The following is a 20,093-nucleotide window of genomic DNA, read 5'->3' on the forward strand; positions in this document are numbered from 1 at the left end:
AAATGCATGGCTTACTTGGCGTTGAACTCCCACTCGAATCGCTTTCACAGAGTGCATGGGAGACTTACGCCAAGTTAGTCAGGTTAAAATTTACAATTGAATCTTTTTTCAAATTCTGTTATCAATGATTCTCTAAAATCAGGATGGGCAATATTTATTAAATTTTGGGCTCTATCACTCAAAGTTTTGCCCTTAAGGTGGGCTATACCATACTCTGTAATTATATAATCCACTTCATTTCTTGAAGTTGTAATTGCTGCCCCTTCATTTAAAAATGGAACTATTCTTGAGACTTTACCATGGGCAGCCGTTGAAGGTATTGCAATAATAGCCTTTCCATATTCAGCCATACTAGCTCCTCTTATAAAATCAACTTGTCCTCCAACTCCGCTTATTTGGTTTAATCCAATACTTTCAGAACATACCTGCCCCATTAAATCTACCTGAATACAGGAATTTATGGAAACCATCTTATAATTTTTCATAATTACCATTGGGTTATTTACATAATCTACTGAATATGATTCAACCATAGGATTGTTATCCACAAAATCATATAATTTTTTTGTACCCATTAAAAAAGTTACAACTATTTTTCCTTTATGAAGAGTCTTTTTCTTATTATTAATAACTCCAGCTTCTACTAGTTCAACAACACCATCAGATATCATCTCAGAGTGTATTCCAAGATCCTTTTTATCTTTTAAAAACAGTAGTACTGCATCTGGAATAGCACCAATTCCAAGTTGGAGTGTTGAACCATCTTCAATTAGTGAAGCACAATACTTTCCTATAGCTTTTTCTACATCACCTATTTTAGGAGGTTTTAACTCTATTAATGGATGTGAAGATTCTACAATATAATCAATATCTGAAACATGTATAAATGAATCTCCTAAAATCCTAGGCATATTCTTATTTACTTCAGCAATAACAAGTTTAGCACTTTCTGCTGCCGGCTTGCTATAATCATTGGATACGCCAAAACTACAATATCCGTATTGATCTGGTTCACTTACCTGAATTAGTGCTACATCTACCGATAAATATCCCTCTTTAAATAATCTAGGTACTTCATAAAAAAAACACGGTGTATACTCTGCTCTGCCAGACTTCACAGCCTCCATTGTACTGGTACCTACAAACAAGGCATTATGGTGAAAAAATTTTTTCATTTCTGGTTTAACATATTCACCTTTTCCCATAGCTAACATATGAACTATTTCTAAATTCTTATATTCATTTCTATTTTCAACCAGTGCATTCATAAGATCTAAAGGCTCTCCAACTGCATGTGAAACAACTATTCTACTATTGGATTCTATTTTGGAAACTGCTTTTTTTGCACTAGCTAATCTATTTTTATATACATCTTTCCAGTTCACAAATACCATCCTTTCTATATAGTTTAGAATATTTTTTTATGTCATAACAATCTTCTGCACATGTAATTAATATTTTTTAAATCTATATTTAATATTATTATGATCTACACATAAGATATTGCAGCCGCATAAAACTATAACTATGTCATAAATTTTATCAACTTATGCGGCTTCAAAATCTACATTAAAAATTTATTTTATTTACTCTAAAAAATTTTTTCTATCATAATTCTCCTCTATTCTTCTTTTATTCTAGCTATAGCTTTTGCCAGCTTCTTCTTAGCAGGTATATTTCCTTGTCTTGCTATCATTATTCTTTGAGCCTGTGGTGAACCTGCCCCGTGCATTGACTCAGTTCTATAACCTACTGCAGCCGTTCCAAGACTTAAATTTTCTATTAATCTAAGTATTCTCATCCTATTTTCTGTAGACACAGAAGCAACTCCTACTAAATATTTATCTACATATTCTCTAGTTGCAGGATTATTATAGTCTTTTTCAGATGGTAAAGTAACCATTACTCCACCTGCTATATCCTCTGCTAATCTTACTATCTCATATGGAAATCTTGTAATATTTTGTTTACATACATTAGCTAATAATAAATTTATTTCATAATTTCCTGCTTTCGTTTGATGCCCTTCAGCAGAACAGGCTATTCCACAAGCATATAAAGTTTCATTTAAATGTGTCATCTCTATTAATTTATCCTTTATATGAGATGCTCTTGCAGCTCCATTATAATCGGCAGCCAATGCAGCAGCTCCTATTAATACATCACCTACTCCTACTTTACATCCACCATAACTCTGTCTATGATATCCCGCAAATCTTTCTACCAGCATACCTGCATATTCGGTTTCACCATTTAAGAATATCCTTTCATTTGGTACAAATACGTCATCAAATACAACCAGCGCTTCTACTCCACCAAATACCTTATTCCCAACATCTATATCCGCATCTTTTTCAGATTTTCTAGTATCGCAGGATTGTCTACCAATTATCATAGTTATTCCTTCTGTATCCGTTGGTACTGAAAATGCCACAGCATATTCCTTATCTTCTGGTCTCATAGCAATTGTAGGTAATACAAGAACTTCATGAGAATTACACATACCTGTTTGATGAGCTTTTGCACCTCTTACTATAATTCCATCTGGTCTTATCTCAACTACTCTTAAATATAAATCTGGATCAGCTTGTTTGCTTGGTGAAAGTCCTCTATCTCCTTTAGGATCCGTCATAGCTCCATCTACAGTCAAATCATTATCTTGTACATAGGTTAAAAACTTCTTAAAGTTTTTAAAATAATTGGTTTTATACTGTTTGTCTACTTCATAAGTAGTACTATATACTGAATTAAATGCATCCATTCCAACACATCTCTGGAAGCAGGCAGCTGTTTTTTGACCTAATAATCTTTGCATTTTTACTTTTTTCACTAAATCCTCTGAACTTTGATGTAAATTTGTAAATCTATTTATCTTTTCGCCTGTTAAATTTGAGGTAGTTGTCATTAAATCTTCATATTCTGCCTGCTGAGCTAAATCATAAGTCATCTTTACAGAATTTAATGATGGACGAAGTATAGGATCATCCACAGGGTTATCTATTTTTTCTCCCAACATATAAATATTTAATTTTAATTTACGTATACTTTCCTCATATTGCTCTCCTGTCATTAAAGCCATTATAATCATTCCTTTCAAAACATTTTTATTATTTATACCTATAAAGCAATTTTTATTATTTTAATTGAAATATAAGTGATAAAATTATATATATCTGATATATTTAAAGATTCTGTTTCAGATAGTTTTAGACTTGATTTTCTCTTGCAAATTCACTAAACATCATATTAAATTTTCCCCTAAGCTCATAATTGTACTTTTTTATATAAGTTAACATCTGCATTCTTTTCCCGCAGTTTTTCTAATTCGGGAACTATACTTTTAAAATGGTCAGAATCATTATGACTTTTAATAGCTTTCTTACTTTCCCACTCTTCTATAACTGTAAACATATTTTCATAATTTATGTTCTGGTATAAATTGTAAGATATGCAACCTGATTCCTTTACACTTTTTTTAACTAGTTCTTTTGCAAGATTTATAAATTCATCTATCTTGTCTTGTTTAACAATAGACTTAGCAGTAATAGTAATCATTTTTTCACCTTATTTTTATAGTATCTTCCTAAAGCATCTGCTGATAATATTGCACTATATATCATTTCCTCAGTAACATCAATGGGCTCTCTTAGTATTAAAGGTGATTTCATTACAGCTTTAGCTGCCACTCTTATTTTTTCTTCTGTTATTTCCTTCACCCCAATTTCTTCTAAAGTTACAGGTAACCCAACATCCAAGCTAAAATTAGCCACTTCTTCTATTTCACTCTTATCTCTATTTTCCAGCACTAGTTGACATAAAACCCCAAAACCAACCTTTTCTCCGTGAAGATAACTATGACATTCTTCCAGAGCTGTAAGCCCGTCATGAAAAGCATGAGCTCCTGATGCCCCATTACTTTCCGCTCCTATTCCACTTAAAAGAGAATTAACCTCTATAATGTTTTCTAAAGCCACGCTGCAAGCTCCAGCCTCAGCATCTAATTTTGCTTTTAATCCTTCATTAATAAGAACTTTATAACATTCTTTTGCTATGGCATAGGAAGCAATAGTCCTTTTAAATTCTCCTTTTATATTATTAAAGGAATCAGATTCTTTGCACGCTCTAGCTTCAAAATATGTGGCAAGAGCGTCTCCCATTCCTGCTAGCAATAATCTTACTGGAGCCTTAGAAATGATTTCTGTATCTAAAAGAACTACATCTGGGCCTTTATCATAGAATATTTCTTTAATATGCTCACCTGTTTCTGAATAAATCACTGATAATGCACTGGTAGGAGCATCTGTAGATGCTGATGTAGGTACTATTATTAATGGCAATTGCAGTGTGTTAGCTACTAGTTTGGCTGTATCAAGTGTTCGTCCTCCACCAATGCCAATAATTACATCATATCCACCTTTCTTTGCAATTTTCGTATATTTATTTGTATTTTCAATTGATACCTGTCCTTCAAATTTTTCTGATGATATTTTTGAATTCTTATATATATTTCTTAACTTATCTGATATAGAATTATATAAAAATCCATCTATAACTGCCAAAATATTTTTTCCAAAAATATCAGTATAGCTTTCTAAGTTACTAAGTTCACCGTATCCTTGAATATATTTTGCCGGGGATAAAAATGCTCTTGTACTTTTTTTAACCTGTCCCATAGTAAATTCACTCCTCTTACACATTGTAAATAATTTAAAGATACTTCAAAACGTTTTCATTTTATTCGTTATAATTAAAATTAATTCGTCAATAACCGTACGCTTTACTCACTTAGAATCAATCTAATTTATTTCAACGTTTTTTCTTATTAGACACATAAATATAGTACATAATGTTAAACATATACCAATTGTATAATATGAATAATATACCCCTATAAAATCATTTAAAACACCTATCAGCATGCTAATTCCCATAGCTATCAAAGTACCACACATCAATATCAATCCAGTAATATATGATGCCTTCTTTTTAAATACTTTACTTATAGTTGTAATTGTAACCGGGAATATCAAAGAATAGAATAAACCTGATATGGCTATCAAGATAAGTCCATTTTCTTTTAACAGCATACCCAGTATAGTAACAGCAGCAGCTAATACACCGTAAGATATAATACTTCTAAAATATCCAAATTTATCTGCTACAAATCCTCCAAATATCCTTCCTACTGTCATAATTCCAAAGAATAAAGCTACATATAAAGATCTTTTGTCTGCATTTAAGGAATATGCTTCATTCATATAATTTACAAACCAATTACCAGTACCATATTCACAGGATAGGTAAAATCCTGCTGCTAGTATATATAATATTAAAACTTTGTTTCCAATCACATCGGATATATTTACCTTCTCTTTGCTACCTTCTTCTATGTCTTCTTTTATATTTTCTTCTATCTTTTTTTCAGGTATTTTTATTATTAATAAATACACAAACAAAGCTATACTAACTATAAACATGAACAAATAAAAATTGCTCCAGGGTACTCCTTTAAATAGCAGGTTGCCAGTAACTTTTTGCACTGTAGTTGTACCAACTCCATAAGCAAAAACTAAGAAGTTCATCAATACAGCTGTAGATGCTACTGGTAAGGTTGGCCCCAAAGTATTAATACTAACGTTAAACATAGCCATACCAGCATTTACTCCAAATAAACCAATTATTAAAAGTGCATAATTCTTACAAAATATTAGTGCTAATAATGCTATAATTTCAATTACAAATCCTAAAGCTATAATTTTTTTGTAAGATCCTATTTTTTCAATAAGAATTCCGCCCAAATATTGAAAAACAGCATATGCAAACAAACTGGCCATAAGTACGTATCCTATTTGTGTGTTATCTACCCCAAATTGCTGTTTAAAGATCGGTATAAATATACCTTTAAAATTATCACTCATAGACACTATAAGGTACATCATTACCAATAGTACTATAATAGAAACATTAGTATGATTTACTTTCTTCTTAGAATTTAGGTCTGAATTTTGCATAATTTCCACCTCTTCCAAATAATTGTTCCTATTTAATTATGATAGAACCTATTTTTTATTGAATAACGATGTCATTTATTCCATTTCCTTTTAAGATATCTAATATGGAGTCCATCTTTTCTTTTGATGGAGTTTGTACTTCAGATAAAATATATTTTTTCCCTACTTTTTCATATTTAGCTTTTCCATAAGAATGGTATGGTAATAAATTAACTTTTCCCTTGAATTGTATCCTTTTAAGTATATTTGCTATCTCTATAAAGTTTTCTTTTTGGTCATTATATGATGGAATGACAGGTATCCTGAATATAGTTTCTTTTAGTTTTGATATTTTTTCTGCATTTTCAAGTATAATATCATTTCTAACCCCAGTATATTTTTTATGTTTTTTATTATCCATTTGTTTTAAATCAAACAATACTAAATCCATATCCCTAACTGATGCCCAAAATTTTTTCCATTCACAATATCCAGTAGTTTCTATAGCTACATGTATACCTTTTTCCTTAAGTTTAGGAACAATTTCTTGTAAAAATTTATAATATAGAGTTGCTTCTCCCCCCGAAAAGGTAACTCCTCCACCGGAGTTTTTATAGAATAGACTATCTTTCTCTATTTCGCTGATTACTTCATCTACAGTCATGATTTTGCCTATAATTTCTTTAGCGTTTGTAGGACATACTTCTAAGCATTCCCCACAATCAGTACATTTTTCCATGTGAAATTGTACTTTCCCATCCTTTACTATAGAAGCACCAAATTTGCACTTCTGAACACAAGCCCCACAATTTATACATTTATTGAGTGTAGTTACTACCTGTTGCTTGATACTTTGGGACTCTGGATTGGAACACCATAAGCAGCTCAGAGGACATCCTTTAAAAAATATTATTGTCCTTATGCCAGGTCCATCATGAATAGAATATCTCTGTATGTTAAATATAAGTGCTGTGTTCTCCAAAACCTCATCTCCCATTCTATAAATAGAGCTACAGCCTTAGAGGCTGCAGCTCTAACATCAATTGTTCTTTCTTAGTTGCAGTTTATGCTTCAACTAAATATATTGGATAAATTTAAAAATTTGCATACTCAGCTCTGTCTATAATGTCATCTTGAACGGCCTTATCTAATTCTACAAAGAAAGCGCTATAACCTGCTACTCTTACTATTATTCCTTTATATTTTTCTGGATCTCCCTGAGCTTTTTTTAAAGTTGCTGCATCCACCACATTAAATTGAATATGCCATCCACCTATATCAAAATAAGATTTTATTAAATTTTTAAGAGCAGCTTTACCAGACTCCGTTTCCAGTAACTTTGGAGTAAATTTTTGATTAAGAATAGTTCCATTATATACTTTTAAATGATCTAATTTAGATGCAGATTTTGTAACAGCTGTAGGTCCCTTTAAATCGGTACCATGTTGTGGTGCAATGCCATCAGACAAAGTTTCCTTGCCCAATCTTCCATCTGGTAATGCTCCTACATGTAAACCTAGCGGTACATTAGCTGATACTGAGTATATACCTGGTCTATATACCCCGCCTCTTGTATTTTTGTGTTTTGAAACTTCTTCACAGTATATATTTGCCACTTCTTTTCCCAAATTATCAACATAGTCCTCATCATTTCCCCATTTAGGAGCTTTATTTATAAGCATTTGCCTTAAATATTCTTGTCCTTCAAAATTCTTATCTAATGCATCAATTAACTCTTTCATAGAGATCTTTTTATCTTCAAATACTAATTTTTTAATTGCAGCCATAGAATTAGCTACATTTCCCAGACCAACACCTTGAGGTCCTGTATAATTGTATCTTGCTCCACCAGCTGTAATATCTAAAGCTTTTTCTACACAATCATCCATTAATAATGAAAAATATGGCAATGGATGATATTTATCATGAGTTTTTTCTATTATGTTTAAAGCTGAAACCATTTCATTTACGTAAGCAGACACTTGCTCTCTAAATGCTTTAAATACATCTTCTATACTATTAAATTTTCTTGGGTCTCCAGTTTTTGGTCCGATTTGTTTTCCACTTAGCCTGCAAACACCATCATTTAAAGCAAGTTCTAATGCCTTTGCTATATTACTCATAGCAGCATTAGTCATACCATTACAGTGAGGTGGTACTGCTTCAACGCAGCCAGATATACTATAATCTCTAGCTTCTTCTAAAGGCACTCCTAAAGAAACCAACATTGGTACGGCTATCCTGTCATTAAAGAATTGTGGTTTACTTCTTCCAGTACTTGAAACTCGTACAGCTGCCATAAAGAATTCTTCTGGAGTATTTTCATGTATTCTTACAGATAAATTTGGTTGAGACAACTTAGTATCAGCCTCTGCTTTTAAACACATATAGGATAATTCATTAGTAACATCATTACCATGTGAATCCACCCCGCCTATTACCATGTTCTCAGATATAGAAAATCCCGCATAATATTTAGCACCTTCATAATCATAAGCTCTCATAACCTCTGTAAATTTAATCCATAAACACTCTATTAATTCCTGAGCCTCATGTTTAGTAATTTCACCCTTTTCTATACTACTCTTATAGAAAGGATACATATACTGATCAAATCTTCCAACGGAAACAGCAAGCCCATTTTGCTCTATATATAAAACTAAATGTGTTAACCAAAAAGATTGGATTGCTTCTCTAAAGTTAGTTGGAGGATTTTCTGGAACTCTACTACAAATATCTGCTATATTTTCTAATTCTTTTTTCCAGTTTTCATCAGTCTCATTTTTTGCTAATTTCCTAGCTTCTTCTGCATACCTATGAGCCCAATCAACCATAGCATCACATAAAATCAATTCTGACTGATAGAAATCATACTTTTCCCCATAATCTGGTTCTGTAATATCCAACGTTTCTAATTTTTCTATAACTTCCTGCTTTAATCCTTTAAAACCCTTATTTAAAACCTTTTCATAATCGGCTATAATATGACCTATACTTCCAGCTAAATGAATACCTACAGAAAAAATTTGATTCTCTAAAGTAACAAGTTTCCTTGTTCTCTCCGGCATAGCTTTTAGAGCTATTTCTTGTATTGTTTTTCCCTTCCAATAAGGTATTACTTCTTCTAGTAATTCTTTCCTTACAGCTTGTGGAAGAACCAACCTATCCTGCTCTCTCTTTTCAAATAAATCGATTTCTTTTTCTAAATAACCTGCCTCTGTTTCTGGGAAAAGAGGTGCTGATCTTAATTTACTGGCTTGGTTACCTACTATTGGCTGATCCTTTTGAATAAATATAGTCATTTTTGTAAGTACATCTGCGATAGATTTAGCACGCCTTATTACCATAGGTTCGCCTTCGCTTTGCTTGTAAGATTCTGTTACTATTCTAGCTCTTTCAATACACATTTCAGGTTTGACTAGCAATAATTCGTTGTTAAGTTTAACAGTTCTCCAAAAATCGGAAACTATTCCATAAGGATTTTCTACAGGTTCACAAACAACTAAATTTTCCATAAATTATTCCCTCCATAAATTATAATTTGAAGCAAGTTCTTAATTCAGGTGGGGATTCTTTTACCCCGTCTGAATTTTAGAACTGCAAATGCATGGCTTACTTGGCGTTGAACTCCCACTTTCACAGAGTGCGCGGGAGACTTACGCCAAGTTAGTCAGGTGAAAATTCATTTAAGTGTTTGAATATCTAGTTTTCAACATTTCAAATTCTTATGTTTACGATTACATACCTAAGTTTAATTCCACGTTACAATCTTCTGTATTTTCATTATATATCTATATTAAGCCTTTTTATATGACCAATCATATAAAGTCCATAATTTTTTATTGTATCTTCGTATATATTTATAGAATCTCATAAAAGCATATTAAGCAAATCATATTCTCTGTCTTTATTAGTATTTGCAATATTTACATCATTAAAGCTTACATCGATTATTTCATTATTTCTAATTCCAACTACTCTTCCTGTACACCCTGCTATTAGCAATTCCACAGCTTTAGCACCCATTTTACTTGCCAATATTCTATCAAAACCAGATGGGTTGCCTCCTCTTTGTATAAATCCCAAAACTGTATTTCTTATACTAATATTTAGCTTTTTTTCAATATATTTTTGCAGTTCTTGTATATCATATATTCTTTCAGTTATTATTATTAGATTATCACTTTTCCCTTTATTTATATTTTTACTTAGTTTATCACATATAGTATCAAAGTCCAACTTTCTCTCAGAAGTAGATATTATGTCTCCCCCTCCTGCTAAAGCAGAATACAAAGCTAAATCCCCACAATACCTTCCCATCACTTCTACAATAGTAGTCTTTTCATGAGAAGCATCCGTATCTTTTATCTTACCTATACATTCTAATACCGTATTTAATGTTGTATCAAAACCTATACAATAATCTGTGTAACCTAAATCATTGTCTATAGTTCCTGGTAAACCTACAACTTTTACTCCTAATTTACTAAGTTTCTCTGCTCCTTTAAAGGAACCATCTCCTCCAATTACAACTACACTATCTATGCCAAATTTATTCAGTGTCTCCAATCCCTTTTTTCTTACATCTTCTTTTATAAATTCTGTACACCTTGCAGTTTTAAGTATAGTTCCTCCTTTTTCTGAAATATTATCTACAATTGAATCCTCTAGTTTTATTAATTTCTCATCTATTAATCCTTTATAACCATATTTTATACCCCAAACTTCAACATTATTATAATTTGCCGATTTCACTACTGCTCTTATGGCAGAATTCATTCCAGGTGCATCTCCCCCACTGGTTAAAATTCCTATTTTCATTTATTTCACCTACTTTATATAAACTTTGGCATGTAGAAGAGAAATGAACTGCCAATAGGTACTCCATTTCTTTTAGTTTTATTTAGAATATTTAGCTTCTATTTCAGCAACTTTATTCAACCTTTTTTCATGTCTTCCACCTTGAAATTTAGTCTTTAAAAAAATGTCTACAATGTCCAAGGCAACACCTACACCAACTACCCTTTGTCCTAAAGCTAATATATTAGCATTATTGTGTTCTCTGCAAGCATGAGCACTAAAAGTATCACTGCAAAGTGCTGCTCGTATTCCAGGAACTTTATTTGCAGCTATAGAAATTCCTATACCAGTACCACAAACAAGAATTCCCAAATCAGAATTCCCATTTTTTATATCTTCTGCAACTTTCAGTGCATAATCAGGATAATCACAGGATTTTTCTGTAAAAGTTCCAAAATCATTTATTTCATAATCTTCATCCTTTAAATGTTTTACTATTTCTTGCTTTAATGGTAATCCAGCATGATCACTGCCTATAGATATTTTCATTTTAAACTCCCCCATATAAAAATTTAGTCATATTTCTTGATTATGAAATTACTTAACAATCCCATCCACCTATATTTACTTTAATTCCTTCTTCTTCCATTAATTTTTTACATAATTCTGCTGTTTCCAAGGGGCATTCCTCTAAATCTTCCATATCATAATACTTTTCAATTAATTTGTATTTACTTGAACCTATTTGATGAAATGGCAATACATGAACCTTATTGATTTTATCATGTTCTTTTAAATATTTTATTATTTTTATAAATTCATTACCATCATTTACGTTTGGTATCAACGGAATACGTACTATAATATTTTTGTTTATACTTAAAAGATATTCAAAATTTTCAAGTATTTTTTCATTATCTACTCCGGTCCAAAATTTATGCTTATCACTGCTTATAAGTTTGATATCATATAAAAATACATCTGTATTTAATGCAATTTCTTCTATAGCCTCTCTGCTGCAATATCCACAGGTTTCAACTGCTGTACTTATGCCTTTTTCTTTGATTTTTTGAAGAAATTCTTTGGCAAAACTATGGTAGAGGGTTACTTCCCCTCCACTCAAAGTAATTCCGCCTCCACTTTCCTTGAAAAAAAACTCATCTTTTATTACCTCTGAATAAATTTCATCTACGGTCATCTTGCTACCACATAGAGTTCTTGCACCAGCTAAACATACCTCAGCGCACTTACCACAGCCGTTACATTTTTCTCTATCTATATTTATAATAATATTTCCATTTGAATCCAATTCATTAGACGTATTTTCACATATTTTATAACAAGCTTTGCAGTTAACACATTTACTTGCATCTATCATTAAAACTTGCTTTGCAGTAAGATTTTCAGGATTTTGACACCATTTGCACCTAAGAGGACATCCCATAAAAAATACCACGGTTCTAATGCCTGGTCCATCATGAACACAAAATTTCTGTATATTTGATATATAAGCCGCTTGTGACATGCTATCACTCCCTATTTTACAAGTGCTCCTTTGGAAAATCTTTGGATTATATTATCCTGCTGAACTGGAGATAACGCTATGAAGTATGCCGATAATCCGCCCATTCTTATTTTTAAATTCTTATGTTTTTCAGGATTGATTTTTGCTTCTTTCATCTCTTCTACACTGCAGGTTGTAAAAGTAGCTATCTGACCTCCAAGATTACAAAAAGTCTTAATAACACTTTCCATTCTCTTCATACCAACATCACCTAAAAATTCATTTTTATTAAGAGATATGTCTAAAGGACATCCACAATAGTATCTTAATAAATCTGGCTTTGTTGCACTTTTTATAACTGCCGTAGGTCCCTTTATATCAAAACCTGGAGTTGGTGCATAGTTTGGAGCTAGTGATTCTCTATTTAATCTTCCATCTGGACTTGCATTTAAAGTTCTGCCAAGTGCTGCATAATTTTCAAATGTACCTATACCACATGGAATTAATAGTTTATCCTGTTTAATTCTCCATATTTCAATTTTAGATTCAAAATCTTTCATAACCTTTGATAAAATTTCATCTGCATAATCATCATCATTTCCATATTTAGGTGCTTTATTTAATGCCATTAAACGAAGTTTTTCATATCCCTTCCAGTTATTTGTAATAGCATTTTTGAAATCTTCAAGTGTTGCTACCTTGTCTTCAAATACAAGCTTTTTTATTGCAGACAGTGAATCAACTACATTTGAAAGTCCTGTAATAAGTAACAAATGGAATGTATACTTTACAGCGTTGGCGTCTGTAATATCACGTCCCTTTTCTATACATCCATCCATTATAGAAGATATTAATGGATCTGGAGCAATCATTTTAGATAGTCCTAAATTATCTAAACGACGCTGAATTTGGAAATCAATCTGAGAATCAATCTGTTTACAATATGCTGCATAAAAACTATCAAAATCAGTATATGAAGATATGTCACCTGTATCTATACCTTCCATATCACCAGACTGCAACGTGATTCCCCTTGTAAATACCCATTCAAGGCATCTTAGATTCATAATGTGTGCATAGCTGAAATGGCTTTTACCAGGTATCAAACATTCCCAGCATCCGTCATTTGAATAATCTCTTGCCTCTTCTGTAGGAATGCCAATTTCTTCAAAACCAGGTATAATTGCATCATCATTATAAATTGCAGGCTCACCTTCGCTGTTTCTTAAACACACTGTAAGCTCTCTCCAGAATTTATCTGGTGTTTTACTGGATACACGTGCCGAAAGCGTTGGCATTAGAAGACCCATTTCAAAACGCAGCTTTAATAGCTTATAACTAATTTCATTTGTTCCATCTTCACCATCTGGACGTAGTCCAGCAATAATCATATTCATTAGCCAATCATTTCCAGATTGACCAAAATTAAAGTTTGCTTCACTATTATCATCCTCATCTTCCTGCCAGCTCAGTGCTCTGATGTCATAACCGCCAGATTCATGTCCTCCTGTTTCCTCCATACCTGTTGTATATTCTGGTTTCATTCCCTGAGAGAATAAACCAAAATCATAATGATTTTCCCACTTCTTTATATCCGTACAAATCCTCTCATTACATTTGGCAAGAAATGATCCTATAATATCAGTTGCAAATTCATCTGTAATAATACCTTTTTCTATATCGCTTTTATAATATGGATATAGATGTTGATCAACACGTCCAAGAGGAACATATTCGCCGCCGCTATTTACCATACAATATGCGAACCAATAGGCTTGAGTTGCTTCATGTAGTGTTTCTGATGGGTGGTATGGAACACGACTACATACCTTGTATATTTCAAATAACTCTTTCTTACGAATTGGATTTGTTTCCAATGAACTTGCTTTTAGTGCTTCCTCTGCATGACGATTTGCAAAACTTATAGCACCTTCTATAGCAATTAGCATTGCTCTATATTCATCAATAGCTAACTGGTCTGGAATATCACTTTCATAAATTCTGTCCATAGCTGACTTTATTTCATCTATAATCCCCACAAATCCAATCTTAAGAACCTTCTCCCAGTGTGGTGGATGATGACCCCATACAGAATTTTCATTCATCTTGTATTCCTTAGCTTTTCTCAGTTCATCCTCTGTTGCATAAATAGGAAGTACTGTACCAAACCCTACACTGTTCATATTCGGATTACCAACAATTAATTCATCATGCTTTATATAGGCTGGCAAGTTTTGACCCATATATCGTGTTGCAATACCTTTACGTACAACGATTGGTTCATTAATATTATTATCTGTTAAAACGTTTACATCATTAAAATACCATATTCCAGGATCTCTGAATTCTTTTGTGAAAATTCTTTCTTTTATTTTTTCAAGTCTTTTTGTAAGCATAATATATTCCTCCTCTAATCGTTTTCTTTTAAAATATTTTTATTAATTATTTGAGCACATATTGTTGTTAATGCAATAGCTGCAGCAATAACATAAAATGCTTTCTGAACACCAACTATATCGTTAAGCAATCCAATACCCATACTGCCTAACATGGCAATCAAAGTTCCACACATCAGTATTAAACCAGTTGCATAAGATGTAGCTTCCTTAAATACTCTACCGATTGTTGTAATAATTGTTGGAAAAATAATAGAATAAGCAAAACCTGCTAAACCAAAAATCAATAATCCTTGTTCACCCATTATAATGCCTAGAAATGACATTAAAGTTGCAATCACTCCATAAATAAGTATACTTTTAAAATGCCCTATTTTATCTACAATAAAGCCGCCAAATAAACGTCCGATAGTCTCACATCCAAAGAACAAAGCCACATAGAAGGCACTTTTATCTGCAGTAAACTTAAAAGATTCATTCATGTAATTTACAAACCAGTTTCCAATACCAAATTCTGCAGCAAGATAAAGACCACATATTCCGATGTAAAGATAAAGCATCTTATTGGAAAATAAGTCCTTTTTATTCCAATGTATTGTTTCTACTTTTGGCTTATATGGTATTTTAATAGCCAATAGATATATAAATAGCACACTTATAGCAGCTAACATGAAAATATAGAAACTTCTCCATGGTATACCCCCTGCTAAAAGATTTCCTGATATTTTTTGAATCGCCGTATTACCTGCACCATATGAAAAATTAATAAAATTCATCAATACTGCAGTAGATGCAACAGTAAGAACCGGTCCCAATGTATTCACACCAATATTAAACATTGCCATACCTGCATTTAATACAAACATTCCTACAATCAATACGGCAAAATTTGGACAATTAATCAAAATTAGTAATGCTACTATTCCTGCAATAAAACCAGATGCAATTATCTTCTTATAACCATATTTTTCAATAAGGATGCCTCCTATATATTGAAATACTGCATATGCAAACAAACTCGCAGTTAATACATATCCAATTTCCGTATTGCTTACTTTAAATTCACCTTTAAAAAAGGGCACAAAAATTCCTTTAAAGTTGTCACTCATTGCAACTACTATATACATAAGCACCAGCAGTAAAACTATGGGCCAATTTTTGACTTTTTGCTGTTTTACTTCCATAATTCACCCCCTAATTTAATAACTTATTTCCTCCAAAATTTTTCCGCTGAAGTATATTAGTTCTATATTATATTGAAATTTATATTAGCTAAAAATATTCTTTAATATATAACTCTTTACATTGCTCATTTCTTCTAGAGTATATTGGACTCCCTCTCTTCCTATACCAGTCATTTTAGTTCCACCAAAAGCCATATCTGTATGTCTATAGTTTCCTGTTCCGTTTATCACAACATTTCCCACTTCAATTTTTGATGCTATATTTATAGCTGTTTTAGTATTCTTAGTTACAATTCCACAATGAAGACCGTATATAGGTGCATTTGCTATTTCAATAGCCTCTTCTTCAGTGTCAAAACCAATTATAGGTATTGCTGGTCCAAATATCTCCATATCTTTAGCTATATCCATATCTAGTGTTACATCTACCAATACAGCAGGTTCAAAAAAGGCTTTGTTTCTAGTTCCTCCATATACACATTTTGCACCCTGCTCAATTGTATGTTTAACTTGTTTTTCAATATCTATGGCTGCTCTTTCACTTATCAAACATCCTATATCTGTGCTATAATCAGCTGGATTTCCCCTTTTTACTTTTTCAAGTCTTTTTATAAGTTTCTCCGTAAACTCTTCTTTAACTTTATTACTAATAACTACTCTCTTTGTAGCACAACAAGTCTGTCCAGTATTTGTTATTCTTCCAAGTATAGTCTCTTCTACTGCAAAATCTATGTCTGCATCCTCCAATACTATCATGGCATCGTTTCCACCCAGCTCTAAAAATACATTATGGAGATATTTTGATGATTTTTCAGCTACTTCAATACCAACCTCAGTACTTCCTGTTAAGCTAACAGCATTTATATCATGACTCTCTATAAGATGATTTCCTACTACAGAACCTCTTCCCGTTACTATTTGCACTGCACCTTTAGGTACTCCTGCCTCTAATAAAAGCTCCACAAGCCTTATAGCTGTCAAAGGATTATCCGTAGCCGGCTTTATAATAACTGCATTCCCCATTACAAGAGCTGGTGCTACTTTATGAAAGAATAATTCCACAGGATAGTTAAATGGTACTATGCAGGCAATTACTCCCAATGGTTCTCTTTTTGTAAATATTAAATCTTTACCACATTCTGATTGACAATCAGGCATTACTTCACCACATAGGTGATTGGCTCTTTCAATAAAGCCTGTGAATATTTTTGCGGCTGTACCTACTTCTCCTTCACATTCCTTTATTATTTTACCAGTTTCACTACATTCTAATTTTGATAGTTCTGATTTGTGTTCTTCTAGCAATTTAACATATTTTTTAAGTATTGTGGAGCGTTCATATAACGGTGTCTGCCCCCAAACTTTCTTACCATTTTGAGCAGCTTGTATAGCTTTTTGTATATCTTCCGGTGTGGCGCTTGGTACAGTATCCAAAACTTCTTGTGTGGCAGGATTTAAAACCTGTATTACCTTTTCATCACTTGAATTGACCTTTTCCCCATTAATAATCATCTTCATAATACAAACCTCCATTTTTATTTAATTATTCTGAACTTTTAAACACCTTTTCTTTAGCTTGACTAAAACCTTTTCAAAGAACCTTAAAGTATACTATTAAATTCTACAATTACTATTTTAGGACCTTTTAATAAATTTTTATATGACCAATTTTACAATTTTTTTCAATTATTATTATACATTTGTACAGTTCAAGGTTGTCATATTTTATTAGTCATGGATTCTAGAATAATTACACATAAATCAATTGATGAGAAAATTTCACCTGAATTAAGAACTTGCTTCAATTTTGAAAGTATAATTACCTCTTTCATCTATATTGTTTATTTAGGACCTTTAGTGTCTATATTCAAAATATAACTGCAAAGATTTCTGCAGCTGCTATACCACCACACATTGGAGCAATAACTGGAATCCATGAATATGACCAATCAGAACCATTTTTCCCATCTATAGGAATGAGAAAATGTACAATTCTTGGAGCTAAATCTCTAGCAGGATTTGTTGCAAATCCTGTAGTTCCCCCCAATCCTGTACCTATTACTAAAATTATAAATGCTACAAATACTGTTCCAACTCCATCTGCAGTCTTTGCAGCACCCACACCTAAAATTGTAAATATCAGCATAAATGTAGCTATAAATTCTGAAATAAAATTCATAATATAATTTCTTATTGCTGGAGTTGTACAGAAAATCGAAAGTATTTTATCTGATGGTATATCTTTACTTGCCGACCAATGTGGCTGATACTGAATCCAAACGAGAACTGCCCCTATAAATCCTCCAAGCATTTGGCTGCCTACATAACCTGGTACTTCTGTCCATGGAAATTTACCTATTATAGCAAATGCTACTGTAATTGCAGGATTGAAATGTGCACCACTTATTCCTCCAAATATCAGTGCAGGAACTCCAACTGCAAGACTCCATCCAATTATACAAAAAAGTGAGCCGGCATTTTGATTTTTACTTTTGTTCAATGTAACATTAGCACAAACTCCATCGCCTAAAAATATAAGAATTGCTGTTCCTGTAAATTCAGCCAAATAGTGAGACATAAAATTTTCTCCCTTCACTTTTATCAAGTATAAATTCTATATCAGTTTTCAATATTATTTATTCAATGCCATTTCAAATAAAGCATCCTATATTAAGATGCTTTAACGTAATATTAAAGTGCTATTTTAAGTATTTCTACTATGTCTTTTTTATACAACTTTTTAAATGATCCTAGAGGGCCTCTTTCAGTAGCCTTTACTGCCATTTCTTCAAAATGTTTATCATCAATGTTTAATTCTGTTAATGATGTTGGGAGATGTAGTTCTTTATAAAAATTTTTAGTTCTGTTAATTCCCTCCATAGCTATCTTTTCTAAAGACCCATATTCAAGATCTACATCCCATACTCTTACAGCATATTGTACAAATCTATTTACATCTTCCTTATAAACATATTTCATCCATGCAGGAATAATTGCCGTTAATCCTGCTGCATGTGTAACATCATATATAGCACTTACCTCATGTTCAATAAAATGAGATGCCCAATCTGGTGTCCTTCCACTATCTGTGTATCCATTATGAGAAAATGAAGCTGCAAGCATTATTTCGGAACGGGCATCTATGTCCTTAGGATTTTCCATAACTATTCGGCCATTGTATATCATTGATTTAAGCAAAGCTTCACATAACCTATCAGTGAAATCGTTTTTCCATCCTGGTGAAAAATATTTTTCCATTGTATGAGACATTATATCTACAACACCACAAGCAGTTAAAAATGGCGGTATCCCTATTGTTAATTCTGGATTTAACATAGCAAATGAAGGTCTTAACTCCAAACTGTCAATAGATAATTTTTGTTTTGTATCACTTTTACTAATAACTGCTCCTGTACTTGTCTCACTCCCAGATGCAGGCATCGTAGTAATAACTCCGATAGGCAGAGCTTCTTCTATTATACCCGCTTTGCCTGTAAAATAGTCCCATACATCTCCATCATAAGAAACACCTGCTGCAATCCCTTTAGCTGTATCAATTATACTGCCGCCTCCTATTGCCAATATGAAATCTACATTGTTCTTTTTACATATTTCAATACCTTCATGTATTTTACTTAAATCTGGATTTGGTTTAATTTCCTTAAGTTCCATAACCTTTAAATTAGCTTCTGTTAAGGATTTTATAACTCTGTCATAAAGACCTATCTTTTCAATTAGACCATCTCCATAGTGAATTAAAATAACATTTTTACTTTTACTAATATCATTTATCCTCTTACCTACAGTAGATTCAACACCCCTTCCAAAAATAATCGAAGTTTTATTGGAAAATTCAAAATTTTTCATACTTGTCTCCCCCTTAATTATTTAAATTTCTGTACTATACTTGAAATTTTTTGTTCCTAAACATCTACCTATCTTATCTTTAATTTGCTTAAGACCTTTTTATTTTTTGAATATGTACTTAAGCCCTATAATTACTATTGTAGGACCTTTTAATAGATTTTTATATGACCAATTTTACAATTTTTTTAATTATTATTATGCATTCGTATATTTAATAATATTAACATTTAAACCAGTTATTTTGATAAATCTTATAATTTAACCTGACTAACTTGGTGTAAGTCTCCCACGCACTCTGTGAAAGTGATTCGCACCAAATTAAAATTTGGGCTCTCTACTTTCTTAAAGTGGG

At 32.2% G+C, this 20,093-nt stretch carries 15 protein-coding genes; all 15 read right to left on the reverse strand.

Annotated features, from left to right (window positions below; all coding sequences use genetic code 11):
- Positions 1-83: 83 nt before the first annotated feature.
- The 15 genes from RH99_RS12745 to RH99_RS12815 all read right to left on the reverse strand — a co-directional run bounded on the left by RH99_RS12745 (position 84) and on the right by RH99_RS12815 (position 19,741).
- Positions 84-1,394: an acetyl-CoA hydrolase/transferase family protein gene (locus RH99_RS12745; RefSeq protein WP_373854719.1), complete on the reverse strand. Its 1,311-nt coding sequence runs from the start codon at positions 1,392-1,394 to the stop codon at positions 84-86.
- 227 nt (positions 1,395-1,621) lie between these two features.
- The gene (locus tag RH99_RS12750; protein WP_010238793.1) at positions 1,622-3,079 is read right to left on the reverse strand and encodes a 4-hydroxyphenylacetate 3-hydroxylase family protein; all 1,458 of its coding nucleotides are present in this window, start codon (positions 3,077-3,079) and stop codon (positions 1,622-1,624) included.
- Between the two features lie 185 nt (positions 3,080-3,264).
- Entirely contained in the window at positions 3,265-3,555 is a 291-nt protein-coding gene (locus tag RH99_RS12755; RefSeq protein WP_010238795.1) for a putative quinol monooxygenase, read from the reverse strand.
- A complete protein-coding gene (locus tag RH99_RS12760) occupies positions 3,552-4,673 on the reverse strand; it encodes a glycerol dehydrogenase (RefSeq protein WP_010238797.1) in 1,122 nt (373 codons plus the stop codon). The genes RH99_RS12755 and RH99_RS12760 overlap by 4 nt, the downstream gene beginning before the upstream one ends.
- Positions 4,674-4,796: 123 nt before the next feature.
- On the reverse strand, positions 4,797-6,011 hold the full coding sequence (locus tag RH99_RS12765; protein WP_010238800.1) for an MFS transporter: 1,215 nt from the start codon (positions 6,009-6,011) through the stop codon (positions 4,797-4,799).
- A 55-nt stretch (positions 6,012-6,066) separates the two neighbouring features.
- Positions 6,067-6,972, reverse strand: coding sequence for a glycyl-radical enzyme activating protein (locus RH99_RS12770; protein WP_010238803.1), 906 nt, complete (start codon positions 6,970-6,972; stop codon positions 6,067-6,069).
- 112 nt (positions 6,973-7,084) lie between these two features.
- Positions 7,085-9,505, reverse strand: coding sequence for a glycyl radical protein (locus RH99_RS12775; RefSeq protein ID WP_010238804.1), 2,421 nt, complete (start codon positions 9,503-9,505; stop codon positions 7,085-7,087).
- A 355-nt stretch (positions 9,506-9,860) separates the two neighbouring features.
- The gene (gene pfkA / locus RH99_RS12780; RefSeq protein WP_010238806.1) at positions 9,861-10,811 is read right to left on the reverse strand and encodes a 6-phosphofructokinase; all 951 of its coding nucleotides are present in this window, start codon (positions 10,809-10,811) and stop codon (positions 9,861-9,863) included.
- Between the two features lie 78 nt (positions 10,812-10,889).
- Positions 10,890-11,339 (reverse strand): ribose 5-phosphate isomerase B, encoded by a 450-nt coding sequence (gene rpiB, locus RH99_RS12785; RefSeq protein WP_010238808.1) that lies wholly within the window; start codon positions 11,337-11,339, stop codon positions 10,890-10,892.
- A 52-nt stretch (positions 11,340-11,391) separates the two neighbouring features.
- Positions 11,392-12,315, reverse strand: a complete 924-nt coding sequence (locus RH99_RS12790; protein ID WP_010238810.1) for a glycyl-radical enzyme activating protein — start codon at positions 12,313-12,315, stop codon at positions 11,392-11,394.
- An 11-nt stretch (positions 12,316-12,326) separates the two neighbouring features.
- Complete coding sequence (locus RH99_RS12795) at positions 12,327-14,690, reverse strand: pyruvate formate lyase family protein (RefSeq protein ID WP_010238812.1); 2,364 nt, start codon at positions 14,688-14,690, stop codon at positions 12,327-12,329.
- A 14-nt stretch (positions 14,691-14,704) separates the two neighbouring features.
- Entirely contained in the window at positions 14,705-15,874 is a 1,170-nt protein-coding gene (locus tag RH99_RS12800; protein ID WP_010238814.1) for an MFS transporter, read from the reverse strand.
- 84 nt (positions 15,875-15,958) lie between these two features.
- Positions 15,959-17,392 carry an aldehyde dehydrogenase family protein gene (locus RH99_RS12805; RefSeq protein ID WP_010238815.1) on the reverse strand — a complete coding sequence of 478 codons (1,434 nt, stop codon included), beginning with the start codon at positions 17,390-17,392 and terminating at the stop codon, positions 15,959-15,961.
- 349 nt (positions 17,393-17,741) lie between these two features.
- Positions 17,742-18,452 (reverse strand): MIP/aquaporin family protein, encoded by a 711-nt coding sequence (locus RH99_RS12810; RefSeq protein ID WP_010238817.1) that lies wholly within the window; start codon positions 18,450-18,452, stop codon positions 17,742-17,744.
- A 113-nt stretch (positions 18,453-18,565) separates the two neighbouring features.
- On the reverse strand, positions 18,566-19,741 hold the full coding sequence (locus RH99_RS12815; protein WP_010238820.1) for an iron-containing alcohol dehydrogenase: 1,176 nt from the start codon (positions 19,739-19,741) through the stop codon (positions 18,566-18,568).
- Between the last annotated feature and the right edge of the window lie 352 nt (positions 19,742-20,093).

It is taken from the genome of Clostridium arbusti SL206 (assembly GCF_000246895.1).
Classification (GTDB): domain Bacteria; phylum Bacillota; class Clostridia; order Clostridiales; family Clostridiaceae; genus Clostridium_I; species Clostridium_I arbusti.